Source organism: Streptomyces sp. NPDC102278 (assembly GCF_044766345.1).
Lineage (GTDB): Bacteria > Actinomycetota > Actinomycetes > Streptomycetales > Streptomycetaceae > Streptomyces.
Genome location: NZ_JBIWLV010000008.1, coordinates 210,038 through 231,288 on the forward strand (window position 1 = coordinate 210,038; position 21,251 = coordinate 231,288).

Genomic DNA, 21,251 nt, shown 5'->3' on the forward strand with positions numbered 1-21,251 from the left:
GCGACCGTGGCCCCATGACTGCCACCGCAAGCGAAATGGCCGCGGCCACGCCCGCCACCCGGGACCGGTACGTCGACCTGTTGCGGGTCGCCTCGCCGGCGACCGTGGTCCTCGGGCACTGGCTGATGGCCGCCGTCGGCCCCGACGGCATGGGGAACCTGCTCGGGATCGTGCCCGACCTCCAGCCACTCACCTGGGCGTTCCAGGTGATGCCGGTGTTCTTCTTCGTCGGCGGCTTCTCGCACGCCCTCTCGTACCGTTCCCTGACCCGCACGACCGACGGACCCGTCTACGCCGCCTTCCTGCGCGTCCGGCTCCGGCGGCTGCTGCGCCCCACCCTCGTCTTCGTGGGCGTGTGGACCGCCCTCGCCCTCGTCGTCCAGCTCGCCGGCGCCGACCGCGGCCCGCTCGCCGGCGCCGCGCTGCGCCTGGTGACGCAACCGCTGTGGTTCATCGGGATCCACCTGGCCATGGTCGCCTTCACCCCGCCGCTGCTGAAGCTGCACGAGCGCCACGGATGGGCCGCCTTCGCCGCCCTCGTCGGGGCCGCCGCGGGCACCGACGCGCTGCGCTTCGCGCTCGGCGTCCCGTACGTCGAGTTCCTGAACTTCGCCTTCGTCTGGCTCGCCGTCCACCAGCTCGGCTTCCTGCGCGCCGACGGGCGACTCACCCGCCCCGCCGTCCTCGCCGCCGCCGGCCTCGCGGGCGCCGCGCTGCTCGTCGCGTACGGGCCGTACCCGCTCTCCATGGTCGGGATGCCCGGCGAGAAGGTCTCCAACATGGCCCCGCCCACCCTCGCCCTGCTCTGCCACGGCATGTGGCTGGTCGGCGCCGTACAGCTCCTCGCCCGGCCCGCCGCCGCCTGGCCGGCCCGGCCCCGCGTCTGGCGGGGCGTCGTCGTCGCCAACGGGATCGCCATGACCACCTTCCTCTGGCACCTCACCGCCATGCCGGCCGTGTACGCCCTCCAACTCGGTCTCGGCCTCCGGCTCCCCGAGCCCGCCGGCGCCACCTGGTGGGCGCAGGTCCCCGTCCGACTGCTCCTCGCCGCCGCGCTGACCGGCGTGCTCGTGGCCGCCTTCCGACCCTTCGAGGCGTCCGCGCGCGGCGCCGCCGGCCCCGGATCGGGGCCCCGCGCCGCCCTCGGGATCACCCTCTGCCTCCTCGGGATCCTCGGTCTGTCGACGACCGGCCTCGGGGGCCTGCTGGAGGGCCACAGCGCCACCCTGATCGCCGTTCCGGTCACCGCGCCCGCCGCGATCGCGATGGCGCTCGGCGGGTGGCTCCTGGTGGAACGGTCCGGCTCCCCCCGGAGGGTTAGGCTGAGGGGCTGATCCACACCCCTTCCCTGGAGCGCGTCTGATGGCCGTCAATCTGGTCAATGTCGAGGCAGTCAGCAAGGTGTACGGAACCCGTACCCTGCTCGACGGCATCTCCCTCGGCGTGTCCGAGGGGGACCGGATCGGTGTCGTCGGCCGCAACGGCGACGGCAAGACCACCCTCATCCGGATGCTCGCCAAGCTGGAGGAACCCGACACCGGTCGGGTCACCCAGAACGGCGGACTGCGCATGGGCGTCCTCACCCAGCACGACTCGCTGGACCCCTCGGCCACCGTCCGGCACGAGATCATCGGGGACATGGCCGACCACGAGTGGGCCGGCAACGCCAAGATCCGCGACGTGCTGACCGGCCTCTTCGGCGGCCTGGACCTGCCCGGCTTCGGCCAGGGCCTGGACACCGTCATCGGCCCGCTCTCCGGCGGCGAGCGCCGGCGCATCGCCCTCGCGCAACTGCTGATCGCCGACCAGGACCTCCTCGTCCTCGACGAGCCCACCAACCACCTCGACGTCGAGGGCATCTCCTGGCTGGCCCGCCACCTCCAGGAACGCCGCTCCGCGCTCGTCTGCGTCACCCACGACCGGTGGTTCCTCGACCAGGTCTGCACCCGCATGTGGGACGTGCAGCGCGGCGACGTCCACGAGTACGAGGGCGGCTACAGCGACTACGTCTTCGCCCGCGCGGAGCGCGACCGCATCGCCGCCACCGAGGAGTCCAAGCGGCAGAACCTGATGCGCAAGGAGCTCGCCTGGCTGCGTCGCGGCGCCCCCGCCCGCACCTCCAAGCCCCGCTACCGCATCGAGGCCGCCAACGAGCTGATCGCCGACGTGCCGCCGCCGCGCGACACCTCCGAGCTGATGAAGTTCGCCAACGCACGCCTCGGCAAGACCGTGTTCGACCTGGAGGACGTGACCGTCCAGGCCGGGCCCAAGACGCTGCTCAAGCACCTGACCTGGCACCTCGGCCCCGGCGACCGCGTCGGCCTGGTCGGCGTCAACGGTGCGGGCAAGACCTCCCTGCTGCGCGCCCTCGCCGAGGCCGCCCGCACCCAGGGCGAGGTCCAGCCCGCCGCCGGCACCGTCACCGTCGGCAAGACCGTCAGGCTCGCCTACCTGTCCCAGGAGGTCGGCGAACTCGACCCGTCGCTGCGCGTCCTGGAGGCCGTCCAGCGGGTCCGCGACCGGGTCGACCTCGGCAAGGGCCGCGAGATGACGGCCGGACAGCTCTGCGAGCAGTTCGGCTTCACCAAGGAGAAGCAGTGGACGCCCGTCGGCGACCTGTCCGGCGGTGAGCGGCGCCGGCTGCAGATCCTGCGGCTGCTGATGGACGAGCCCAACGTCCTCTTCCTCGACGAGCCCACCAACGACCTCGACATCGAGACCCTGACCCAGCTGGAGGACCTCCTCGACGGCTGGCCCGGCTCGATGATCGTGATCTCCCACGACCGGTTCTTCATCGAGCGCACCACCGACACGGTGATGGCCCTGCTCGGGGACGCGAGCCTGCGCATGCTGCCGCGCGGCCTGGACGAGTACCTGGAGCGCCGGCAGCGGATGATCGACGCGGCCGCCCCGGCGCCCGCCCCGGCCGCCGCGAAGTCGACGGCCTCCGGCGACTCCCGCGCGGCCAAGAAGGAACTCCAGAAGATCGAGCGGCAGCTCAACAAGATGTCGGACCGCGAGTCGAACCTGCACGCGCAGATCGCCGAGAACTCCACCGACTACGACAAGGTCGCCAAGCTCGACGCCGAGCTGCGCGAACTCATCTCCGAGCGGGACGATTTGGAGATGCGCTGGCTGGAGCTCGCCGAAGACGCGTGATCATCATCTTCCGGCCACGCCGACCGGTCCGATAACGGCCGAGTCACGGGCCGGTCCGCCCTTGGGAACAGGGGCCGGACCGGCCCGACATAAGAACGATGTCAGTGATAGAAAGGTCATCCTCCACCCTCCCTGACCTCCTGACGCCGAAGGTATGCGCTGATGACCGAGCCGCCCCAGCCGCCGAACCAGCCACCCACACCTTCCGGTTACGGACACCTCCCCGGACCGCCACAGCCCGGTTACGGCTTCCCGCCCCAGGGCGCGAACCCGTACGCCCAGCAGCCGCCGACCGTCCCGCAGCACCAGGCCCACCCCGGCTACGGATATCCGCCGCCCATGCCGCCCGGCCCGCCGCAGGGACCCCCGGGCCCCGGCGGGCAGCGCCGGCAGAAGCTGCTCATCGTCGTCGCCGCGTCCGTCGCGGGCGTGCTCGTCCTCGGCGCCGGCGCCTGGTTCGCCTTCGGCAAGGGGGACGACGAGAGCGGCAAGCCCGTCGCGCAGTCCTCGACGCCCGCCGACGCCAAGCCCTCCGCCTCGGCGTCCGTGGACAAGGGCGACGGCAGCGGCAACGGCGGCGGGGACCAGGAAGACCTCAACGCCGGCCGCAAGCAGGGCGAGGACAAGGTCCTCTGGCTCAAGAACAGCAAGGTGGACGGACCCGGCGCCGGCGTCGACGCCGATGGCCAGTGGATCGTCGGCGACACCGTCGTCAAGAGCGTGTGGAAGTCCCTCACGGGCTTCGCCGTCGCCGACGGCAAGGAGAAGTGGACGCTGTCCTTCCCCACCGAGCTGTGCGGGGTCACCCCCGACACCACCACCGACGGCAAGACCGTCGTCATGTTCAAGGACGGCGAGTCGGACAGCTCCACCTGCAACCAGATGCGCCTGGTCGACCTCAAGACGGGCAAGGCGGGTTGGACGAAGGAAGTGCCCAAGGAGGGCCTCTTCGACATCATGACCAGCCCCACCCTGTCCATCACCGGGGACACCGTCGGCGTCAGCCGCGCCAGTACCGCGAGCGCGTTCAAGGTCAGCACCGGCGACAAGCTCTTCGGCAGCGCCACGGCCGAGGGATGCCAACCCGACAGCTACATCGCCGGCAACAACAAGATGATCGCCATCGCGACCTGCTACGACGCGGACCACACCGTAGAGGTCCACGACACCGACCCCGTCACCGGCAAGTCGACCTGGAACTACCGGCTTCCCAAGAACTACGACGTGACGAGCGTCTACTCGCTGGACCCGCTCGTCCTCGACATCGGTGACAAGGACAAGAAGGAACGCTCCATCGTGGTCGTCGGGCCCGACGGCAAGCAGCGCACCAGCGTCTCCGGCGAGGGCAGCTTCGCCGTCAAGTGCGCGGGCGGCGGCCTCTTCGCGTCCGTCCAGGTCTGCCGCAGTGCCGTGGTCGACTCCAACACCCTCTACCTGCCGACCTCCCCGTCCGCCGGCGCGGGCAACGAGATCGTCGCCTTCGACCTGGGCACCGGCAAGGTCAAGTGGCGTGCCCCGGCCGGGGAGAAGCGGACTGTCACCCCCGTCAAGGCGCTGAACGGACAACTGATCGCCTACCGCGCCGCGGAGCAGGACAAGGGCGGCGAGATCCTCACCTATCCCGCCGGCGGCGGCGAGCCCACCGCGACCCTGCGCAACCCGTCGGGATCCGCGGCGCCCGTCGAGAGCTCCTTCTACAACCCGAAGGTCGACTACGTGGACGGACGCCTGTTCCTCTCCGTGACCCACCTGGCCGCCAAGGGCAAGGACGAGAAGCTCCTGATGGTCTTCGGCAAGTGAACGAGTCCGACGACCCGCAACGAAGCCGCCAACCGAGCCGCCAACCGAGCCGCCCACCGAGAGGCAATGGCACCCCATGAGCACCCCGCCGCCCCCCAGTCAGCCGCCGTCCGGCGGCTTCGGCGCCCCGCAGAACCCCCCGCCCGGCGGGTTCTCCACCCCGCCGCTGCCGTCCGCACCGCCGACGGTTGCGCAGCAGCCGTCCACCCCGCCCTCGTACGGCTACCCGCAGCAGCCGCCCTCCGCGCCCTCGTACGGCTACCCGCAGCCCGGCGCCGGCGCCCCGCCGCCCGCCTACGGCCACCCCACCGCCCCCATGTACGCGGCCCCGGCGCCGTCCGGCGGCTCCGGCGGCAACCGTGACAAGCGCAACCAGCTGATGATCGTCGGCGCGGCCCTGCTCGCCATCGTCCTCATCATCGGCGGCGGCTTCTGGTACGTCTCCGGCGACTCCGGCGGCGACACGCCCACCGCGAAGGGCGACCCGACCGCGGGCCCGGGCGACGACAAGGCGGCGGTCGGCGCCGGCGGCAAGGAGAAGGCGCCGGGCAACCCCAAGTCCAAGTCGCTGCTGAACCTGCCGAGCCCCAAGCCGACGGACATGGTCCAGGTCCCCGGTTCCTGGCTCACCGACACCGTCTACGCCAAGTCCGACGTCGGCAAGGTCGTCGGCTACAACCTCGTCGACGGCGGCAAGAAGTGGGAGGTGCCCGTTCCCGGCGAGATCTGCGGCGCCACCCACCACGTCAGCGACAACAAGTCGGCCATCCTCTTCCGGCCCACCCAGCCGACGGCGGAGAGCAAGTACCCGCCGTGCACCCAGGTCGGCGTCATCGACCTGAACGCGGGCAAGCTCCTGTGGTCCGCCAGCACCAAGGGCGCCACCACCGGTGACAAGCCGGCCTCCTTCAGCGAGGTCACCCTCAGCGGCCAGACCGTCGCCGCCGGCGGAACCAACGGCGGCGCGGCCTGGAACCTCGCCGACGGCAAGTCGCTGTGGACCCCCAAGGTCGACGCCGAAGGCTGCTACGACTACGGCTACGCGGGCGGCGAGGCCCTCGCCGTCATCCGCAGGTGCGGCCGCAGCGGCGCCCAGAATCTGATCGCCCAGACCCTCGACCCGGCCACCGGCGCACCCACCTCCTCCTACAAGCTCTCCGACGGCATCGAGTGGGCCTCCATCGTGTCCACGAAGCCCCTGATCATCGGCGCCGACGTCGGCAAGACCGCCAAGAACGCCACCGGCGTCAGCGACCTCTTCGTCATCGACCCCAAGGGCGAGCTGAAGGCCCGCATCGCGCTCAGCTCCGGCAACTTCGCCGGCAAGTGCGGCAGCACCGAGGTCGAGAAGTGCGTCAGCATGCTCGTCGGCAACGGCAAGCTCTACCTGCCCTCGTACGAGCACCAGGGCCAGTCGTCCTACGGCCGCACCAACGAGCTGCTCTCCTTCGACCTGGAGACCGGCAAGCAGACCAGCGACCGCGCCGACGCCGGCGAGAAGTACCTCCTGTACCCGCTGCGCATGGACGGGTCGAACATCATCGCCTACAAGGAGCCCCCGTACGACAAGGGCGGTCAGATCGTCAGCATCGACGGCAAGACGATGAAGGAAACCCTCCTCATGGAGAACCCGGCGGACAAGGAGAGCCGGCGCGCCGAGACCGGTGACTTCTCTCCGGAGTTCTCCGAGTACCGCTACCACAACGGGAAGCTGTTCATCTCGCGCCGGTCGGTGAGCAAGCCGAGCAGCAGCGGCGGCGACCCGGACTACCTGTTCGTGTCCTTCAGCGCGAGCTGACCCCGCCGCGGCACCACCCCGAAGCCCCCGGAAGGCCGTCCTTCCGGGGGCTTCTGCGCGGTAACGAGGACGCCCCGTCGAACAAGCGTGTAGCTTGCCGGGGCAGAAGGAGCGGGGGAGGGTGCCCTCATGGGCGTACGGGTCATGGTGGTCGACGAGCACCGGCTGCTGGCCGAGGCGCTCGCCTCGGCCCTGAAACTGCGCGGCCACCGGGTGCTCGCCGCGGCCGCGCCGGCCGTCGGCGCGGCCGAACTGGTCATCAACCGGTCCCCGGAGGTCTGTCTCTTCGGCACCGCCACCCCCGCCGAGCCCGGAGTCTTCGAGCCCGTCGTCCGCATCAGGCGGGAGCGCCCGCAGATCGCCGTCGTGGTCCTCGGACCGGTGCCGAGCCCGCGCGGGATCGCCGCCGCCTTCGCCGCCGGCGCCTGCGGGTACGTACGCCACGACGAGCGCATCGAGGGCGTGGAGCGGGCCCTCGCCAAGGCGCGGGCGGGGGAGGTCGCGATCTCCCCGCAGCTGCTCCAGGGCGCGTTCGGGGAGTTGCTCAATCCCGCCGCCCAACCCGACGACGAGGGAAGCCGGTTGCTGCGGCTGCTCACCCCGCGCGAGATCGAGGTACTGGTCCGGGTCGCGGAGGGCGAGGACACCCGGCTCATCGCGGCGGGCATGGCCATCGCACCGAGCACCGCCCGGACGCACGTGCAGCGGGTGCTGATGAAGCTGGGCGTGGGTTCCCGGTTGGAGGCGGCCGCGCTGGCCGCCCGTACCGGTCTGCTGGACCGGGCGGTCCCCCCGGCACGGACCGTCCCGCAGCCGTCCGAACCCGGTTGAGCATCCGAACCCGGTTGAGCATCCGAACCCGGTTGAGCATCCGAACCCGGTTCAGCGTCGGGTCGACGATTTCCCCGGAGCGCGTGGATCGGGTAAGCCGGGACCAGCACGCGTTCCCGTGTGCGTCCCCGGCGAGAGGCGGTAGCGAGTGAGCAAGTACCTGGTCACGGGCGGAGCCGGATACGTGGGCAGCGTCGTCGCCGCCCACCTGCTGGAGGCGGGTCACGAGGTCACGATCCTCGACAACCTGTCCACCGGCTTCGGGGAGGGCGTCCCGGCGGGCGCCACCCTGATCAACGGGCGGATCCAGGACGCCGCCGATCACCTGGACCCGTCCTTCGACGGCGTCCTGCACTTCGCGGCCTCCTCACAGGTCGGGGAGTCCGTCGCCGATCCCGGCAAGTACTGGGACAACAACGTGGGCGGTACCCTCGCCCTGCTCACCGCGATGCGCGACGCGGGCGTGCGCAGGCTGATCTTCTCCTCCACCGCCGCCACCTACGGCGAGCCGGTCGACGGGCCGCTGACCGAGGCCTCGGTGACGGCTCCGAGCAACCCGTACGGCGCCTCGAAGCTGGCCGTGGACCACATGATCGCGGGGGAGTGCGTCGCGCACGGCCTGGCCGCGGTCTCGCTGCGGTACTTCAACGTGGCGGGCGCCTACCGGGAGTTCGGGGAGCGCCACGACCCCGAGACCCACCTGATCCCGCTGGTCCTCCAGGTCGCCCTCGGCGAACGCGAGTCGATCGCGGTGTACGGCGAGGACTACCCGACGCCCGACGGCACCTGCGTACGCGACTACATCCACGTCGCGGACCTGGCCGACGCCCACCTCGCGGCCCTGCGCGTCGCGACCGCGGGCGAGCACCTGATCTGCAACCTCGGCAACGGCAGCGGCTTCTCCGTCCGCGAGGTCGTCGACACCGTCCGCCGGGTCACCGGTCGCGAGATCCCCGCCGTCGTCGCGCCGCGCCGCCCGGGGGACCCGGCGGTCCTGGTGGCCTCGGCGCGCACGGCGCGCGAGCGGCTGGGCTGGACCCCGACCCGTTCGGACCTGACCAACATCGTCACGGACGCCTGGAACTTCGCCCGCCGGCCGCGTTCCTGACCGGCCGGCACCCGTCCGCCCGTCCCTGTGGTCCACGCCCCTCGCGCCTCCCCGGCGCGGGGGGCGTGCGCGCGTGTGGGCGGGCGCTGTGTACGGGCGCTCCGCGCGGGCGCCCGGCGTGCGCGAGCCGGGTGAAATGCACCCCGTGCAACTGCCCGTGGCACGAGCCGGTACGGAAAGCCGATTCCGAACCGACCCGATGGTCGGGATCAAGCCACGGCAGGAGCTGTTCTGGACGACCACGCGGGAAAGTTGCTCGAAAAACTTCTGCTATTCGGCCAACCGCGAGACCGTGCCGGCTCTACGCTGAAGCGTGACGCCGGTGGGGGCCGGTGTTGATTCAGGGGTCGAGACAAGTCGGGTACGACGTCCGGTCTGGGTAGTGCAGAGGTGTCTCGGCGGCGGCCGCGGCGACTGCGGATCACCCGGTCCGGGCGCCGTACCCGCCGTCGTCCGTTCCCCGACCCTTGGGGGTTTTGTGGTTCGTATCCGGGTTCTCGTGGTCGACGATCACCGCATCTTCGCCGAATCTCTCGCAGCCGCGCTCGCGGCCGAGCCCGACGTGGACGTGTCCGCGGCGGGCAGCGGTCCGGCCGCCTCGCGCTGCCTCGAACGCGCGGCGGCCGAGGGCCGCCGCTTCGACGTCCTGCTGGTGGACGCCGACCTCGGCGCTGCCGCCGGAGCCGTGCCCGCGCAGCGCGCACCGGGCGCCGGTCCGCCGTCGCCCGGGCCCGGCGCGGACGGGATCGCGCTGGTCGCGGGTGTGCGGGTGGCCCATCCTGGGGTCCGTACGGTGGTCCTCGCCGAGCGCGACGACCCCCGACGGGCCGCGCTGGCGCTCCAGGCCGGGGCCTGCGGCTGGGTGGCGAAGGACTGCTCGCTGTCGCGGCTGCTGGCCGTGATCCGGGGGGTGCTCCGCGAGGAGACGCACCTGCCGCCGGCGCTGCTCACCGGGGTGCTCCGCGAGCTGACGGCGGCGCGCAAGCACCGCACGGACAGCGAACGACTGGTGGAGTCCCTCACGCCGCGCGAGCACGAGGTGCTGCGCTGCATGGTCGCGGGGCTGGGCCGCAAGGACGTGGCCGCGCGGCTGTTCCTGTCCCCGCACACGGTCCGCACCCACATGCAGAACGTGCTGGGAAAGCTCGGGGTGCACTCCACGCTGGCGGCGGTGGCGCTGGCCCGGCGGGCCGGCGTACGACCGGCCGAACTAGCCGGGGATGTTGTCGAACGGAGCGGTCAGCCGGCGTAGCAGCCCGGCGAGGTCACCGCGCTGGCCCTGGGAGAGCTGGGCGAGGATCGCCCGCTCCTGGGCCAGCAGTCCGGCGAGCGACTGGTCGGCGCGGTCGCGCCCCTCGGGCGTGAGCCGGACCAGGACCCCGCGCCGGTCGCTGGGGTCGGGCAGTCGCTCGACGAGGCCCTTCTTGGCGAGCCGGTCGATGCGGTTGGTCATGGTGCCCGAGGTGACGAGGGTCTGCGTCAGCAGTTGACCGGGGGAGAGCTGGTAGGGCGCGCCGGCGCGCCGCAGCGAGGTCAGAACGTCGAACTCCCACGGCTCCAGGCCGTGCTCGGAGAAGGCGAGCCTGCGGGCGCGGTCGAGGTGACGCGCGAGCCTGCTCACGCGACTCAGTACCTCGAGCGGTTCCACGTCGAGGTCAGGGCGCTCTCGCCGCCATGCCGCGACCAGTCGATCGACCTCGTCCTCCATGTCGATCAGTGTAAGGGGTCTGTCGACGTGAAGTCTCTTCAGTTCGAGAATCTCAAGCCTGGATACCTTGCAAGCATGTCTCTTGACGTCAAGATATAAATGGGGCGACGATGGGAAGGGAGGGGCCGAACCGCTTCCGCTTCGGATCGCCCCACCAGCAAGGAGGCCCACCCCATGCATTCCGATACCGCGCCGGCCCGGATCCCCGCCCCCACCTCCTCCTCCGCACCGACCTGGGACCCCCAGCAGTACCTGCGCCACGCCGGGCACCGGGCCCGGCCCTTCCTGGACCTGCTGAACCGCATACCCGAACTCCCCGCCCGGCCGGCCCGGATCGCCGACCTGGGTTGCGGCCCCGGCAACGTCACCGCACTGCTCGCCGAGCGCTGGCCCGAAGCCCGGATCACCGGCTTCGACCTGTCGCCGGAGATGCTCCGACGCGCCACCGACGAGTACGCCGGTCCCACCGCCGGCGGCGGCCGGCTCGACTTCCGCCACGGCGACCTCGCGCACTGGCTCCCCGAGGAGACCTACGACCTGATCGTCTCCAACGCCGCCCTCCAGTGGGTGCCCGGCCACCCGGGCTCCTTCGCCCCCTGGATCAACGGACTGCGCCCCGGCGGCACCCTCGCCTTCCAGGTCCCCGGCAACTTCACGGCCCCCAGCCACCGCATCCTCGCCGAACTGTGCGACACCCCGCGCTGGCGCGAGCGCCTCGCCGGCCACGGCGCGCGCTACATCCACCTGCTGGAACCCGCCGAATACCTCGCCCGATTGATCGAACTCGGTTGCGCCGTCGACGTCTGGGAGACCACCTACCATCAGCTGCTGACCGGGACCGATCCGGTGCTCGACTGGGTCAAGGGCACCGCCCTGCGCCCGGTGCTCACCCGGCTCGGCGACGACCGGGCCGCCGTGGACCTGTTCCTCGACGAATACCGCGAGGCGCTGCGCGAGGCCTATCCGCCCGGCCCGCGCGGCACCGTCTTCCCGTTCCGCCGCATCTTCGCCGTCGCCCGCAAGGAGGCCTGACCGTGCTCACCGCCGTCGACCACGTCCAACTCGCCGCACCACCCGGCGCCGAAGACCTGCTCCGGACGTACTACCGCGACGCCCTCGGCATGTCCGAGCTGCCCAAACCGCCCGTCCTCGCCGGCCGGGGCGGCTGCTGGTTCGCCGCCGGCGCCGTCCAACTGCACCTGGGCGTCGAGGAGGACTTCCGGCCCGCCCGCAAGGCCCACCCGGGACTGCGGGTCACCGACATCGAGGTGTACGCGCGCCGCCTGCGCGAGCACGGCGCCGAGGTCGTCTGGGACGACGACCTGCCCGGCTACCGCCGCTTCTTCTCGACCGACCCCGTCGGCAACCGGCTCGAATTCCTGGAGCCGCACCATCCGGAACCCTGCCTGGAAGCCGCGGGCTGACCCGGCACGCCGACCGACACGACGGCGCCCCGCCACCGGAGACCGGTGGCGGGGCGCCGTTCGTGCACGGGTGTGCGCGGAGGTCAGAGGAGTTCCGCGTACGTGTTCCAGCCGCCACCGAGGGTGGTGCGGCCCTTGAAGGTGTTCAGGCCCTTCTCACCGGTCGCCGAGTAGACGTAGGCGACGCCGGCGGAGTCCACGCCCACCAGATCGGTGCGGCCGTCGCCGTTGATGTCGCCGGCCGCGGTGAGCTTGCCGAAGCCGTTCCAGCCGCTGCCGCCGATCTTGACGCGGTCGCCGAAGGGGGCGGCGGCGGTGCCGGTGCCCGGGTAGGCCCACAGGGCGCCGTCGGTGCCGCGGGCCAGCAGGTCCGCGCGACCGTCGCCGGTCACGTCGCCCGCGCCGATCAGCTTGTTGTAGATGCCCCAGCCGGCGCCGAGCTTCACGCGGTTCCCGAAGCCCTGGCCGTTGCCGCCCTTGCCGGGGTAGAGCCACAGGACGTTGGACTTGTCCCGGGCGAGGAGGTCGCCGTAGCCGTCGCCGGTGAGGTCGCCCACGCCCGCGAAGGCGTTGTAGATGCCCCAGCCGCCGCCGAGGAGGTAGTCGCCGTCGTACAGGTCGCCCTGGTAGCGGTACAGCATGTCCGCGGCGGACGTGGTGGTCAGCGAGGAGGTCAGCAGGACGTCGACCTCGGACACCGGCCAGCCGCCGTCGTCGGAGAGCTGCTCGCGCGGCGCGAACGTACCGTCGCCGTAGGTGCCGTAGCCGAACAGCGTGCCACCGGCGGTGCGACCCCACAGGGAAGCCCTGCCGTGCGCGGGGATGCCGCCCTGGCCGGCGAACAGGTCGACGGACTGCCAGCCCGTGCCCCAATCGTGGCGGTTGCCGAGCACCCCGCTCGCGTCGGCGGCGTACAGGTAGGTCTGGCCGCTCACGGTACGGGCCAGCACCACGCCGCGGCCGTTGCTGTCGTTGAGCGGCAGGAGCTGGTTGAAGCCGTTCCAGCCGGTCCCGGTCTGCACGCTGTCGCCGAAGGGCGCCGCGGCGGAGCCGGTGCCCTTGTAGAAGTACATGACGCCGGCCGCCGTGGTGGCCACGACGTCGGTCTTGCCGTCGCCGTTGTAGTCCGCGCCACCGATGAGCTGGGTGAACGCGCCCCAACCGGCGCCGAGCAGGACCCGGTTGCCGAACGGGACGTCGTAGCCGGCCTTGCCCGTGCCCGGATACAGGTACAGCTGGCCGTCGTTGGTGCGCGCGAGCAGGTCGGCGTTGCCGTCGCCCGTCAGGTCGCCGGCGCCGAACACCTTGTTGTAGATGTTCCAGCCGCCACCGGTCCACGCCGGGTAGCCGGTGCCGGAGGTGCCCGCCTCGGAGAGGGAGAGGCGACCGGTGACCGTCAGGCGCAGCAGGTCGGGCCGGCCGTTGTGGTCGAGGTCGCCGACGGGGATGACGTCCTTGAAGTCCTCGGCGGTGTCCGTCTTCCAGACGTCGTACGTGATGTCCGCCTCGGTGGACCCGGAGGCCTTGAGGTAGGAAGTGCCGCTCAGCCCGCGGTACAGGATGTCGTCGGCGCCGTCGCCGTCCACGTCGAACAGGTTCCAGGCGGAACCGGCGGCGGCGTTCGCGCCGGCGGCGAGGCGCTGCTTCTGCTGCGTGGCGGCCTTCGGCTTGCCCGCCGGCAGGTGCCCGCCGACGCGCTCGTCGGCGGTGACCCTGGGGGTCGGGGTGACGGGCTTCGGCAGCCCGGTCGCCGAGGCCGTGCCGGCCATCAGCATGCCCGTGGCGAGGGCGGTGGCGGTGCAGGCCGCGAGGCGACCGGAGCGCGAGATGCGCATGAAAGACAAGAGGTCTCCCTGTAAAAAAGCAGGCGAAACCGGGTCGAATGTACCCGCGCGGAGGCGCGCTGGAGCGCGTCGCATCGCACGTGAGGTCTCATTCCCCCCCGGGAAGTAACCGAACAGTACAGCCGGGAGGCGCACGGCAGTAGCCATTTGAGGCCCCGTTTTGATCACGTTCAGAACGCCCGGTGCCCGGGCCTCCGGGCCCGGGCACCACCCGCTCCGCGGCGGGCTCGATCAGCTCTTGCGGTGACCCACCAGCCGCGGCTTGGACTCCAGGTTCTCCAGCCCGTGCCAGGCCAGGTTCACCAGGTGGGCCGCGACCTCCGCCTTCTTCGGGCGGCGGGTCTCCAACCACCACTGGCCGGTCAGCGCCACCATGCCCACCAGGGCCTGCGCGTACAGCGGCGCCAGCTTCGGGTCGAAGCCCCGGGCCTTGAACTCCAAGCCGAGGATGTCCTCCACCTGCGTGGCGATGTCGCTGATCAACGACGCGAAGGTGCCCGTCGACTGCGCCACCGGCGAGTCCCGGACCAGGATCCGGAAACCGTCCGTGTAGTTCTCGATGTAGTCCAGCAGCGCGAACGCCGCCTGCTCCAGCAGCTCCCGCGGATGCCCGGCGGTCAACGCGCCCGTCACCCCGTCCAGCAGCTGGCGCATCTCCCGGTCCACGACGACCGCGTACAGGCCCTCCTTGCCGCCGAAGTGCTCGTACACCACCGGCTTGGACACCCCGGCCTTCGCCGCGATCTCCTCCACCGACGTGCCCTCGAAGCCCTTCTCGGCGAACAGGGTGCGGCCGATGTCCAGCAGTTGCTGACGTCGCTCGGCGCCCGTCATCCGGACCCGGCGGCCACGCCGGGGCTTGTCGCTGCTGGAACTGCTGCCGTCGATCGCCACGTCCCCCATCATGCCGCGTTCGAGGACTTTTCCTTGCGCCGGGCGTCGATGCGCGCCTCGGACGGCCACCGCACGTCAGAGGCCCAGCCCAGCTGTTCGAACCAGCGGATCAGCCGGGCGCTGGAGTCCACCTGCCCGCGCAACACGCCGTGCCGCGCCGAGGTCGGATCGGCGTGGTGCAGGTTGTGCCAGGACTCGCCGCACGACAGCACAGCCAGCCACCACACGTTGCCACTGCGGTCCCGCGACTTGAACGGACGCTTGCCCACCGCGTGGCAGATCGAGTTGATCGACCACGTCACGTGGTGCAGCAGCGCCACCCGCACCAGCGAGCCCCAGAAGAACGCCGTGAACGCGCCCCACCAGGACATCGTCACCAGACCGCCGACCAGCGGCGGCACCGCCAGCGAGAACATCGTCCAGTAGATGAAGTCGCGCGAGATCCGCCGGATCGCCGGATCCTTGATCAGGTCGGGCGCGTACTTCTGCTGGTCGGTCTGCTCCTCGTCGAAGAGCCAACCGATGTGCGCCCACCACAGGCCCTTCATCAGCGCCGGCAGCGTCTCCCCGAACCGCCACGGCGAATGCGGGTCGCCCTCGTGGTCGGAGAACTTGTGGTGCTTGCGGTGGTCGGCCACCCAGCGCACCAGCGGACCCTCCACCGCCATCGAGCCCATGATCGCCAGCGCGATCCGCAGCGGCCGCTTCGCCTTGAAGGACCCGTGCGTGAAGTAGCGGTGGAACCCGATGGTGATGCCGTGGCAGGCCAGGAAGTACATGAACACCATCAGGCCGAGGTCCAGCCAGCTCACCCCCCAGCCCCAGGCAAGCGGAATCGCCGCCAGCAGGGCCACGAAGGGGACGGTGATGAACAGCAGCAGGGCGATCTGCTCGACGGACCGCTTGTTCTCGCCGCCGAGCGTCGCCGACGGCTCGGATGAATCGGAGGGCGCGGACGCGTCCTCGATCAGATCGGGACTGATGGTCACAGTGATCCCCTGGGGGGTGAGGGAGACGGCGGGTGCCCTTACGGCGCACCCTACGGACCCGTAAGTTACGGCATCGTAAGTATGGCAAAGGTCCCGTGCGGGGCAAGAGGGCCACGGCCCGCCGGTCGAGTGGACAAACAGCCGCTACCGCCCGGTACGCACGGCTCTGCCGGGGCACCGGCACGGGACACCTATCCTGGTCACGTCGGACAGCGCGGTCCGCACGGGCAGCCCGAGCTGCGCACCAGCGGGGACACCCCCGGACCCAGATCCGGGGAGGCGCCGCGGCGCACGGTCGGGAGCCCACCGCCCAGTAGCGCTCGAACACTGCAAGGAGCCGCACCTGTGAGCAGTGCTGACCAGGCCCCCCAGGCCCCGTCCACCCAGGCCGACACCCACCGGGCCGACACCGCGAACGCGGAGCTGCGCGCGGACATCCGCCGCCTCGGAGACCTCCTCGGGGAGACCCTCGTACGCCAAGAGGGCCAAGACCTCCTCGACCTCGTCGAACGCGTCCGCGCGCTCACCCGCACCGACGGCGAAGCCGCCGCCGAGCTGCTCGGGGACACCGACCTGGAGACCGCCGCCAAGCTGGTGCGCGCCTTCTCCACCTACTTCCACCTCGCCAACGTCACCGAGCAGGTGCACCGCGGCAAGGAACTGCGCGCCCACCGCGCCGCCGAGGGCGGGCTCCTGGCCCGCACCGCCGACATGCTCAAGGACGCCGACCCCGAGCACCTGCGCGAGACGGTCAAGAACCTCAACGTCCGCCCGGTCTTCACCGCGCACCCCACCGAGGCGGCCCGCCGCAGCGTCCTCAACAAGCTGCGCCGCATCGCCGCGCTCCTGGAGGAGCCCGTCACCGGCGCGGGCGACCGCCGCCGCCACGACCTGCGCCTCGCCGAGAACATCGACCTCGTCTGGCAGACCGACGAGCTGCGCGTCGTGCGTCCCGAGCCCGCCGACGAGGCCCGCAACGCCATCTACTACCTCGACGAGCTGCACGCCGGCGCCGTCGGCGACGTCCTCGAAGACCTCGCCGCCGAACTCCAGCGCGTCGGCGTGGAGATCCCGGCCGGCACCCGCCCGCTCACCTTCGGCACCTGGATCGGCGGCGACCGCGACGGCAACCCGAACGTCACCCCCGACGTCACCCGGGACGTGCTGATCCTCCAGCACGAGCACGGCATCACCGACGCCCTCGAACTCGTCGACTTCCTGCGCGGGCTCCTGTCCAACTCCATCCGCTACACCGGGGCCACCGAGGAACTCCTCGACTCCCTCCAGGCGGACCTGGAACGACTCCCCGAGATCAGCCCCCGCTACAAGCGGCTGAACGCCGAGGAGCCCTACCGCCTCAAGGCCACCTGCATCCGGCAGAAGCTCGTCAACACCCGCGAGCGCCTCGCCAAGGGCACCGGCCACGAGGAGGGACGCGACTACCTCGGCACCGCCGAGCTGCTCGGCGACCTCACCCTCATCCAGACCTCCCTGCGCGAACACCGGGGCGCCCTCTTCGCCGACGGCCGCATGGACCGCACCATCCGCACCCTGGCCGCCTTCGGGCTCCAGCTCGCGACCATGGACGTGCGCGAGCACGCCGACGCGCACCACCACGCGCTCGGCCAGCTCTTCGACCGGCTCGGCGAGGAGTCCTGGCGCTACGCCGACATGCCCCGCGACTACCGCGGCAAGCTGCTCGCCAAGGAACTCCGCTCCCGGCGCCCCCTCGCGCCCACGCCGGCGCCGCTCGACGCCGCCGGACAGAAGACCCTCGGCGTCTTCGGCGCCATCAAGGACGCCTTCGAGAAGTTCGGCCCCGAGGTCATCGAGTCGTACATCATCTCGATGTGCCAGGGCGCCGACGACGTCTTCGCGGCCGCCGTCCTCGCCCGCGAGGCGGGCCTCATCGATCTGCACGGCGGCTGGGCCAAGATCGGCATCGTGCCGCTCCTGGAGACCACCGACGAGCTCAAGGCCGCCGACGTCATCCTCGACGCGATGCTCGCCGACCCCTCCTACCGGCGCCTCGTCTCCCTGCGCGGCGACGTCCAGGAGGTCATGCTCGGCTACTCCGACTCCAGCAAGTTCGGCGGCATCACCACCAGCCAGTGGGAGATCCACCGCGCCCAGCGCCGGCTGCGCGACGTCGCCCACCGCTACGGGGTCCGCCTGCGCCTGTTCCACGGTCGCGGCGGCACCGTCGGCCGCGGCGGCGGCCCCTCCCACGACGCGATCCTCGCCCAGCCCTGGGGCACCCTCGAAGGCGAGATCAAGGTCACCGAGCAGGGCGAGGTCATCTCCGACAAGTACCTCGTGCCGTCCCTGGCCCGCGAGAACCTCGAACTGACCGTCGCGGCCACCCTGCAGGCCTCCGCCCTGCACACCGCCCCCCGGCAGTCCGACGACGACCTCGCCCGCTGGGACGCGGCCATGGACGTCGTGTCCGACGCCGCCCACGGCGCCTACCGGGCGCTCGTCGAGGACCCCGACCTGCCGGCGTACTTCTTCGCCGCCACCCCGGTCGACCAGCTCGCCGACCTCCACCTCGGGTCCCGGCCCTCCCGGCGCCCCGACTCCGGAGCCGGCCTCGACGGCCTGCGCGCGATCCCGTGGGTGTTCGGCTGGACGCAGTCCCGCCAGATCGTGCCCGGCTGGTACGGCGTCGGATCGGGCCTCAAGGCCCTGCGCGAGGCCGGCCAGGACATGGTCCTCGGTGAGATGGGAGAGCGGTGGCACTTCTTCCGCAACTTCCTGTCCAACGTCGAGATGACCCTGGCCAAGACCGACCTGCGGATCGCCCGGCACTACGTGGACACCCTCGTCCCCGACGAGCTGAAGCACGTGTTCGCCCGCATCGAGGCCGAACACGAGCTGACCGTCCGCGAGGTCCTGCGCATCACCGGCGGCCACAAGCTCCTGGACTCCCACCCGGTACTCCAGCAGACCTTCGCCGTCCGCGACGCCTACCTGGACCCGATCTCCTACCTCCAGGTCTCACTGCTGGCCCGCCAGCGGGCCGCGGCCGAGCGCGGCGAGGAAGCCGACCCGCTCCTCGCCCGGGCCCTGCTGCTCACCGTCAACGGAGTCGCCGCCGGCCTGCGCAACACCGGCTGACGCACCCCGTACGCGAAGGAAGCCCCCGCCGATCCGGCGGGGGCTTCCTCGTACGACGGCTCCCTCAGGAGTTGTAGGTGGACTGCGCGCGCTCCAGGCCCTCCTGGATCAGGCACTCCACCGCGTCCGCCGACCGGTCGACGAACCAGTCCAGCTCCTTGCGCTCCGTCGACGAGAAGTCCTTCAGCACGAAGTCCGCCACCTGCATCCGCCCCGGCGGCCGACCGATGCCGCAGCGCACCCGGTGGTAGTCCGGTCCCATCGACTTCGTCATCGACTTCAGACCGTTGTGGCCGTTGTCCCCGCCGCCCAGCTTCAGGCGCAGCGTCGGGTAGTCGATGTCCAACTCGTCGTGGACCGCGACGATCCGGTCCAACGGAACCTTGTAGAAATCGCGCAGCGCCGTCACCGGCCCGCCCGACAGGTTCATGAACGACATCGGCTTGGCCAGCACCACCCGACGGTTCGCCGGGCCGGGCGGGCCGATCCGGCCCTCGACCACCTGCGCCCGCGCCTTGTGTGCCTTGAACTTGCCGCGCATCCGCTCGGCCAACAGGTCCACGACCATGAACCCGATGTTGTGACGGTTGCCCGCGTACTCCGCCCCGGGGTTCCCGAGACCGACGATCAGCCAGGGCGCCGCGTCGTCCGACATCAAAAAGCTCCTTAACGAAGACGACCGCCGTCCCGCTCCAGTGGAGCCGGACGGCGGTCGTTCAGCAAGTGCCGAGAGGGGAGGGCGAGGCTCAGGCCTCGGTGCCCTCGGCATCGGCGGCCGGCTCCTCGGCCTGCGGGGCGACGACCTGGAGGACGGCGATGTCGCCGTCGACGGCCAGGGTGGTGCCCTTCGGGAGGACCAGGTCCTTGGCGTGGATGGTGGCGCCGGCCTCGAGGCCCGCGATCGAGACGGTGACCTCGGTCGGGATGTGGGTGGCCTCGGCCTCGACGGAGATGGTGTTCTGGAGGGTCTCCAGCATGTTGCCGCCGGCGGCCAGCTCGCCCTCGGTGACGATCGCGACGTCGACGGTGACCTTCTCGCCCTTCTTGACGATCAGGAAGTCGACGTGGGAGATCGAGCGCTTCAGGGGGTGCTTCTGCACGGCCTTCGGGATGACCAGCTCGGTGCCGGCGTCGCCGAGGTCCAGGGACAGCAGGACGTTCGGGGTACGCAGCGCCAGCTGAAGGGCGTGGGCGTCGACGTTGACGTGCTTCGGGGCGGTGCCGTGACCGTAGATGACGGCGGGGGTCAGGGCGTCGCGACGGGCCTGACGGGCAGAGCCCTTGCCGAAGGTGTCACGGAGCTGGGCGGAAAGCTTGACCTCGGACATGCTCACTCCTCGTGGGGTGACGGAAATGGACGACAGTCACCCGGCCGGAACGGCCTGCTACGAAGAGCGCGTCGATAACGGAGCGCCGACACCCGTGTGAACAGGTACGGCCTCCCTCGCCGAGCAACTCGTGGAGTCTACCCGGCCGGGAGGCCGTACCCAAAAGGATCTACCGCGCAGCGGCGGGAGCGCCTACTGCTGCTCCTCGAACAGGCTGGTGACCGAGCCGTCCTCGAAGACCTCGCGCACCGCGCGCGCGATCATCGGGGCGATCGACAGCACCGTGATCTTGTCGAGCTCCAGGTCCGACGGGTCGGGCAGGGTGTTCGTGAACACGAACTCGCTGACCTTGGAGTTCTTCAGACGGTCGGCCGCGGGGCCGGACAGGATGCCGTGCGTGGCCGTCACGATGACGTCCTCCGCGCCGTGCGCGAACAGCGCGTCGGCCGCGGCGCAGATGGTGCCACCCGTGTCGATCATGTCGTCGACCAGGACGCAGACGCGGCCCTTGACCTCACCGACGACCTCGTGGACGGTCACCTGGTTGGCGACGTCCTTGTCGCGGCGCTTGTGCACGATGGCCAGCGGCGCGTCCAGACGGTCGCACCAGCGGTCGGCCACGCGCACGCGACCGGCGTCCGGGGAGACGATCGTCAGCTTGGTGCGGTCCACCTTGGCGCCGACGTAGTCCGCGAGGACGGTGAGGGCGGAGAGGTGGTCGACCGGGCCGTCGAAGAAGCCCTGGATCTGGTCGGTGTGCAGGTCGACGGTCAGGATGCGGTCGGCACCCGCCGTCTTCAGCAGGTCCGCGACCAGGCGCGCCGAGATCGGCTCGCGACCCTTGTGCTTCTTGTCCTGGCGGGCGTACCCGTAGGACGGGACGATCACGGTGATGGAGCGAGCGGACGCGCGCTTCAGCGCGTCGATCATGATCAGCTGCTCCATGATCCACTTGTTGATCGGAGCCGTGTGGCTCTGGATCAGGAAGCAGTCCGCGCCACGAGCCGACTCCTGGAAGCGGACGTAGATCTCACCGTTCGCGAAGTCGAAAGCCTTGGTCGGCACGAGGCCGACACCCAACTGGTGTGCGACCTCCTCGGCCAGCTCGGGGTGGGCGCGGCCGGAGAAGAGCATCAGCTTCTTCTCGCCGGTCGTCTTGATCCCGGTCACAGCACTGTCTCCTCAGACGTGTGGAAAGCTGCTCGCCCCCGTGCGCGTCCGTCCCGCACACGGTGAGCCAGCCGAATTGCG

17 protein-coding genes are annotated in these 21,251 nt (G+C 71.1%); 10 read left to right on the forward strand and 7 right to left on the reverse strand.

Going from position 1 to position 21,251, the window contains the following annotated elements; translation table 11 throughout:
* The first annotated feature begins 14 nt into the window (after positions 1–14).
* The 7 genes from ACIRO3_RS21050 to ACIRO3_RS21080 all read left to right on the forward strand — a co-directional run bounded on the left by ACIRO3_RS21050 (position 15) and on the right by ACIRO3_RS21080 (position 9,948).
* Positions 15–1,334: an acyltransferase family protein gene (locus ACIRO3_RS21050; RefSeq protein WP_404138883.1), complete on the forward strand. Its 1,320-nt coding sequence runs from the start codon at positions 15–17 to the stop codon at positions 1,332–1,334.
* A gap of 28 nt (positions 1,335–1,362) precedes the next feature.
* Entirely contained in the window at positions 1,363–3,159 is a 1,797-nt protein-coding gene (locus tag ACIRO3_RS21055) for an ABC-F family ATP-binding cassette domain-containing protein (RefSeq protein ID WP_361782810.1), read from the forward strand.
* A gap of 162 nt (positions 3,160–3,321) precedes the next feature.
* Entirely contained in the window at positions 3,322–4,959 is a 1,638-nt protein-coding gene (locus tag ACIRO3_RS21060) for a PQQ-binding-like beta-propeller repeat protein (protein WP_404138886.1), read from the forward strand.
* A gap of 76 nt (positions 4,960–5,035) precedes the next feature.
* Complete coding sequence (locus ACIRO3_RS21065) at positions 5,036–6,757, forward strand: PQQ-binding-like beta-propeller repeat protein (RefSeq protein WP_404138889.1); 1,722 nt, start codon at positions 5,036–5,038, stop codon at positions 6,755–6,757.
* 129 nt (positions 6,758–6,886) lie between these two features.
* Positions 6,887–7,588, forward strand: a complete 702-nt coding sequence (locus tag ACIRO3_RS21070; RefSeq protein ID WP_404138892.1) for a response regulator transcription factor — start codon at positions 6,887–6,889, stop codon at positions 7,586–7,588.
* A 148-nt stretch (positions 7,589–7,736) separates the two neighbouring features.
* Positions 7,737–8,696 carry a UDP-glucose 4-epimerase GalE gene (gene galE / locus ACIRO3_RS21075; protein ID WP_404138894.1) on the forward strand — a complete coding sequence of 320 codons (960 nt, stop codon included), beginning with the start codon at positions 7,737–7,739 and terminating at the stop codon, positions 8,694–8,696.
* Between the two features lie 478 nt (positions 8,697–9,174).
* Entirely contained in the window at positions 9,175–9,948 is a 774-nt protein-coding gene (locus ACIRO3_RS21080; RefSeq protein WP_361782825.1) for a response regulator transcription factor, read from the forward strand.
* Here the strand turns inward: ACIRO3_RS21080 and ACIRO3_RS21085 are convergent.
* The gene (locus tag ACIRO3_RS21085) at positions 9,907–10,404 is read right to left on the reverse strand and encodes a MarR family transcriptional regulator (RefSeq protein WP_361782827.1); all 498 of its coding nucleotides are present in this window, start codon (positions 10,402–10,404) and stop codon (positions 9,907–9,909) included. The two genes, ACIRO3_RS21080 and ACIRO3_RS21085, sit on opposite strands and share 42 nt — an antisense overlap.
* 174 nt (positions 10,405–10,578) lie before the next feature.
* Between ACIRO3_RS21085 and ACIRO3_RS21090 the strand changes: the two genes are divergently transcribed.
* Complete coding sequence (locus tag ACIRO3_RS21090; RefSeq protein ID WP_361782830.1) at positions 10,579–11,436, forward strand: trans-aconitate 2-methyltransferase; 858 nt, start codon at positions 10,579–10,581, stop codon at positions 11,434–11,436.
* A 2-nt stretch (positions 11,437–11,438) separates the two neighbouring features.
* Complete coding sequence (locus ACIRO3_RS21095) at positions 11,439–11,828, forward strand: VOC family protein (RefSeq protein WP_361782833.1); 390 nt, start codon at positions 11,439–11,441, stop codon at positions 11,826–11,828.
* Between the two features lie 83 nt (positions 11,829–11,911).
* Here the strand turns inward: ACIRO3_RS21095 and ACIRO3_RS21100 are convergent, their stop codons facing one another.
* The 3 genes from ACIRO3_RS21100 to ACIRO3_RS21110 all read right to left on the reverse strand — a co-directional run bounded on the left by ACIRO3_RS21100 (position 11,912) and on the right by ACIRO3_RS21110 (position 15,555).
* Positions 11,912–13,663, reverse strand: coding sequence for an FG-GAP repeat domain-containing protein (locus tag ACIRO3_RS21100; protein WP_404139088.1), 1,752 nt, complete (start codon positions 13,661–13,663; stop codon positions 11,912–11,914).
* A gap of 240 nt (positions 13,664–13,903) precedes the next feature.
* Positions 13,904–14,578, reverse strand: coding sequence for a TetR/AcrR family transcriptional regulator (locus ACIRO3_RS21105; RefSeq protein WP_361782836.1), 675 nt, complete (start codon positions 14,576–14,578; stop codon positions 13,904–13,906).
* Complete coding sequence (locus ACIRO3_RS21110) at positions 14,575–15,555, reverse strand: fatty acid desaturase (protein ID WP_361782839.1); 981 nt, start codon at positions 15,553–15,555, stop codon at positions 14,575–14,577. The genes ACIRO3_RS21105 and ACIRO3_RS21110 overlap by 4 nt, the downstream gene beginning before the upstream one ends.
* Positions 15,556–15,900: 345 nt before the next feature.
* Between ACIRO3_RS21110 and ppc the strand changes: the two genes are divergently transcribed.
* Positions 15,901–18,672 (forward strand): phosphoenolpyruvate carboxylase, encoded by a 2,772-nt coding sequence (gene ppc / locus ACIRO3_RS21115; RefSeq protein ID WP_404138901.1) that lies wholly within the window; start codon positions 15,901–15,903, stop codon positions 18,670–18,672.
* Positions 18,673–18,736: 64 nt separating this feature from the next.
* On the opposite strand, the gene pth is transcribed toward ppc, so the two are convergent.
* From pth to ACIRO3_RS21130, 3 genes are all read right to left on the reverse strand, one after another.
* Positions 18,737–19,327: an aminoacyl-tRNA hydrolase gene (gene pth / locus ACIRO3_RS21120; protein ID WP_366000089.1), complete on the reverse strand. Its 591-nt coding sequence runs from the start codon at positions 19,325–19,327 to the stop codon at positions 18,737–18,739.
* Between the two features lie 91 nt (positions 19,328–19,418).
* Positions 19,419–20,000, reverse strand: a complete 582-nt coding sequence (locus ACIRO3_RS21125; protein ID WP_404138904.1) for a 50S ribosomal protein L25/general stress protein Ctc — start codon at positions 19,998–20,000, stop codon at positions 19,419–19,421.
* A gap of 192 nt (positions 20,001–20,192) precedes the next feature.
* On the reverse strand, positions 20,193–21,170 hold the full coding sequence (locus ACIRO3_RS21130) for a ribose-phosphate diphosphokinase (protein ID WP_053679484.1): 978 nt from the start codon (positions 21,168–21,170) through the stop codon (positions 20,193–20,195).
* Positions 21,171–21,251 lie beyond the last annotated feature (81 nt).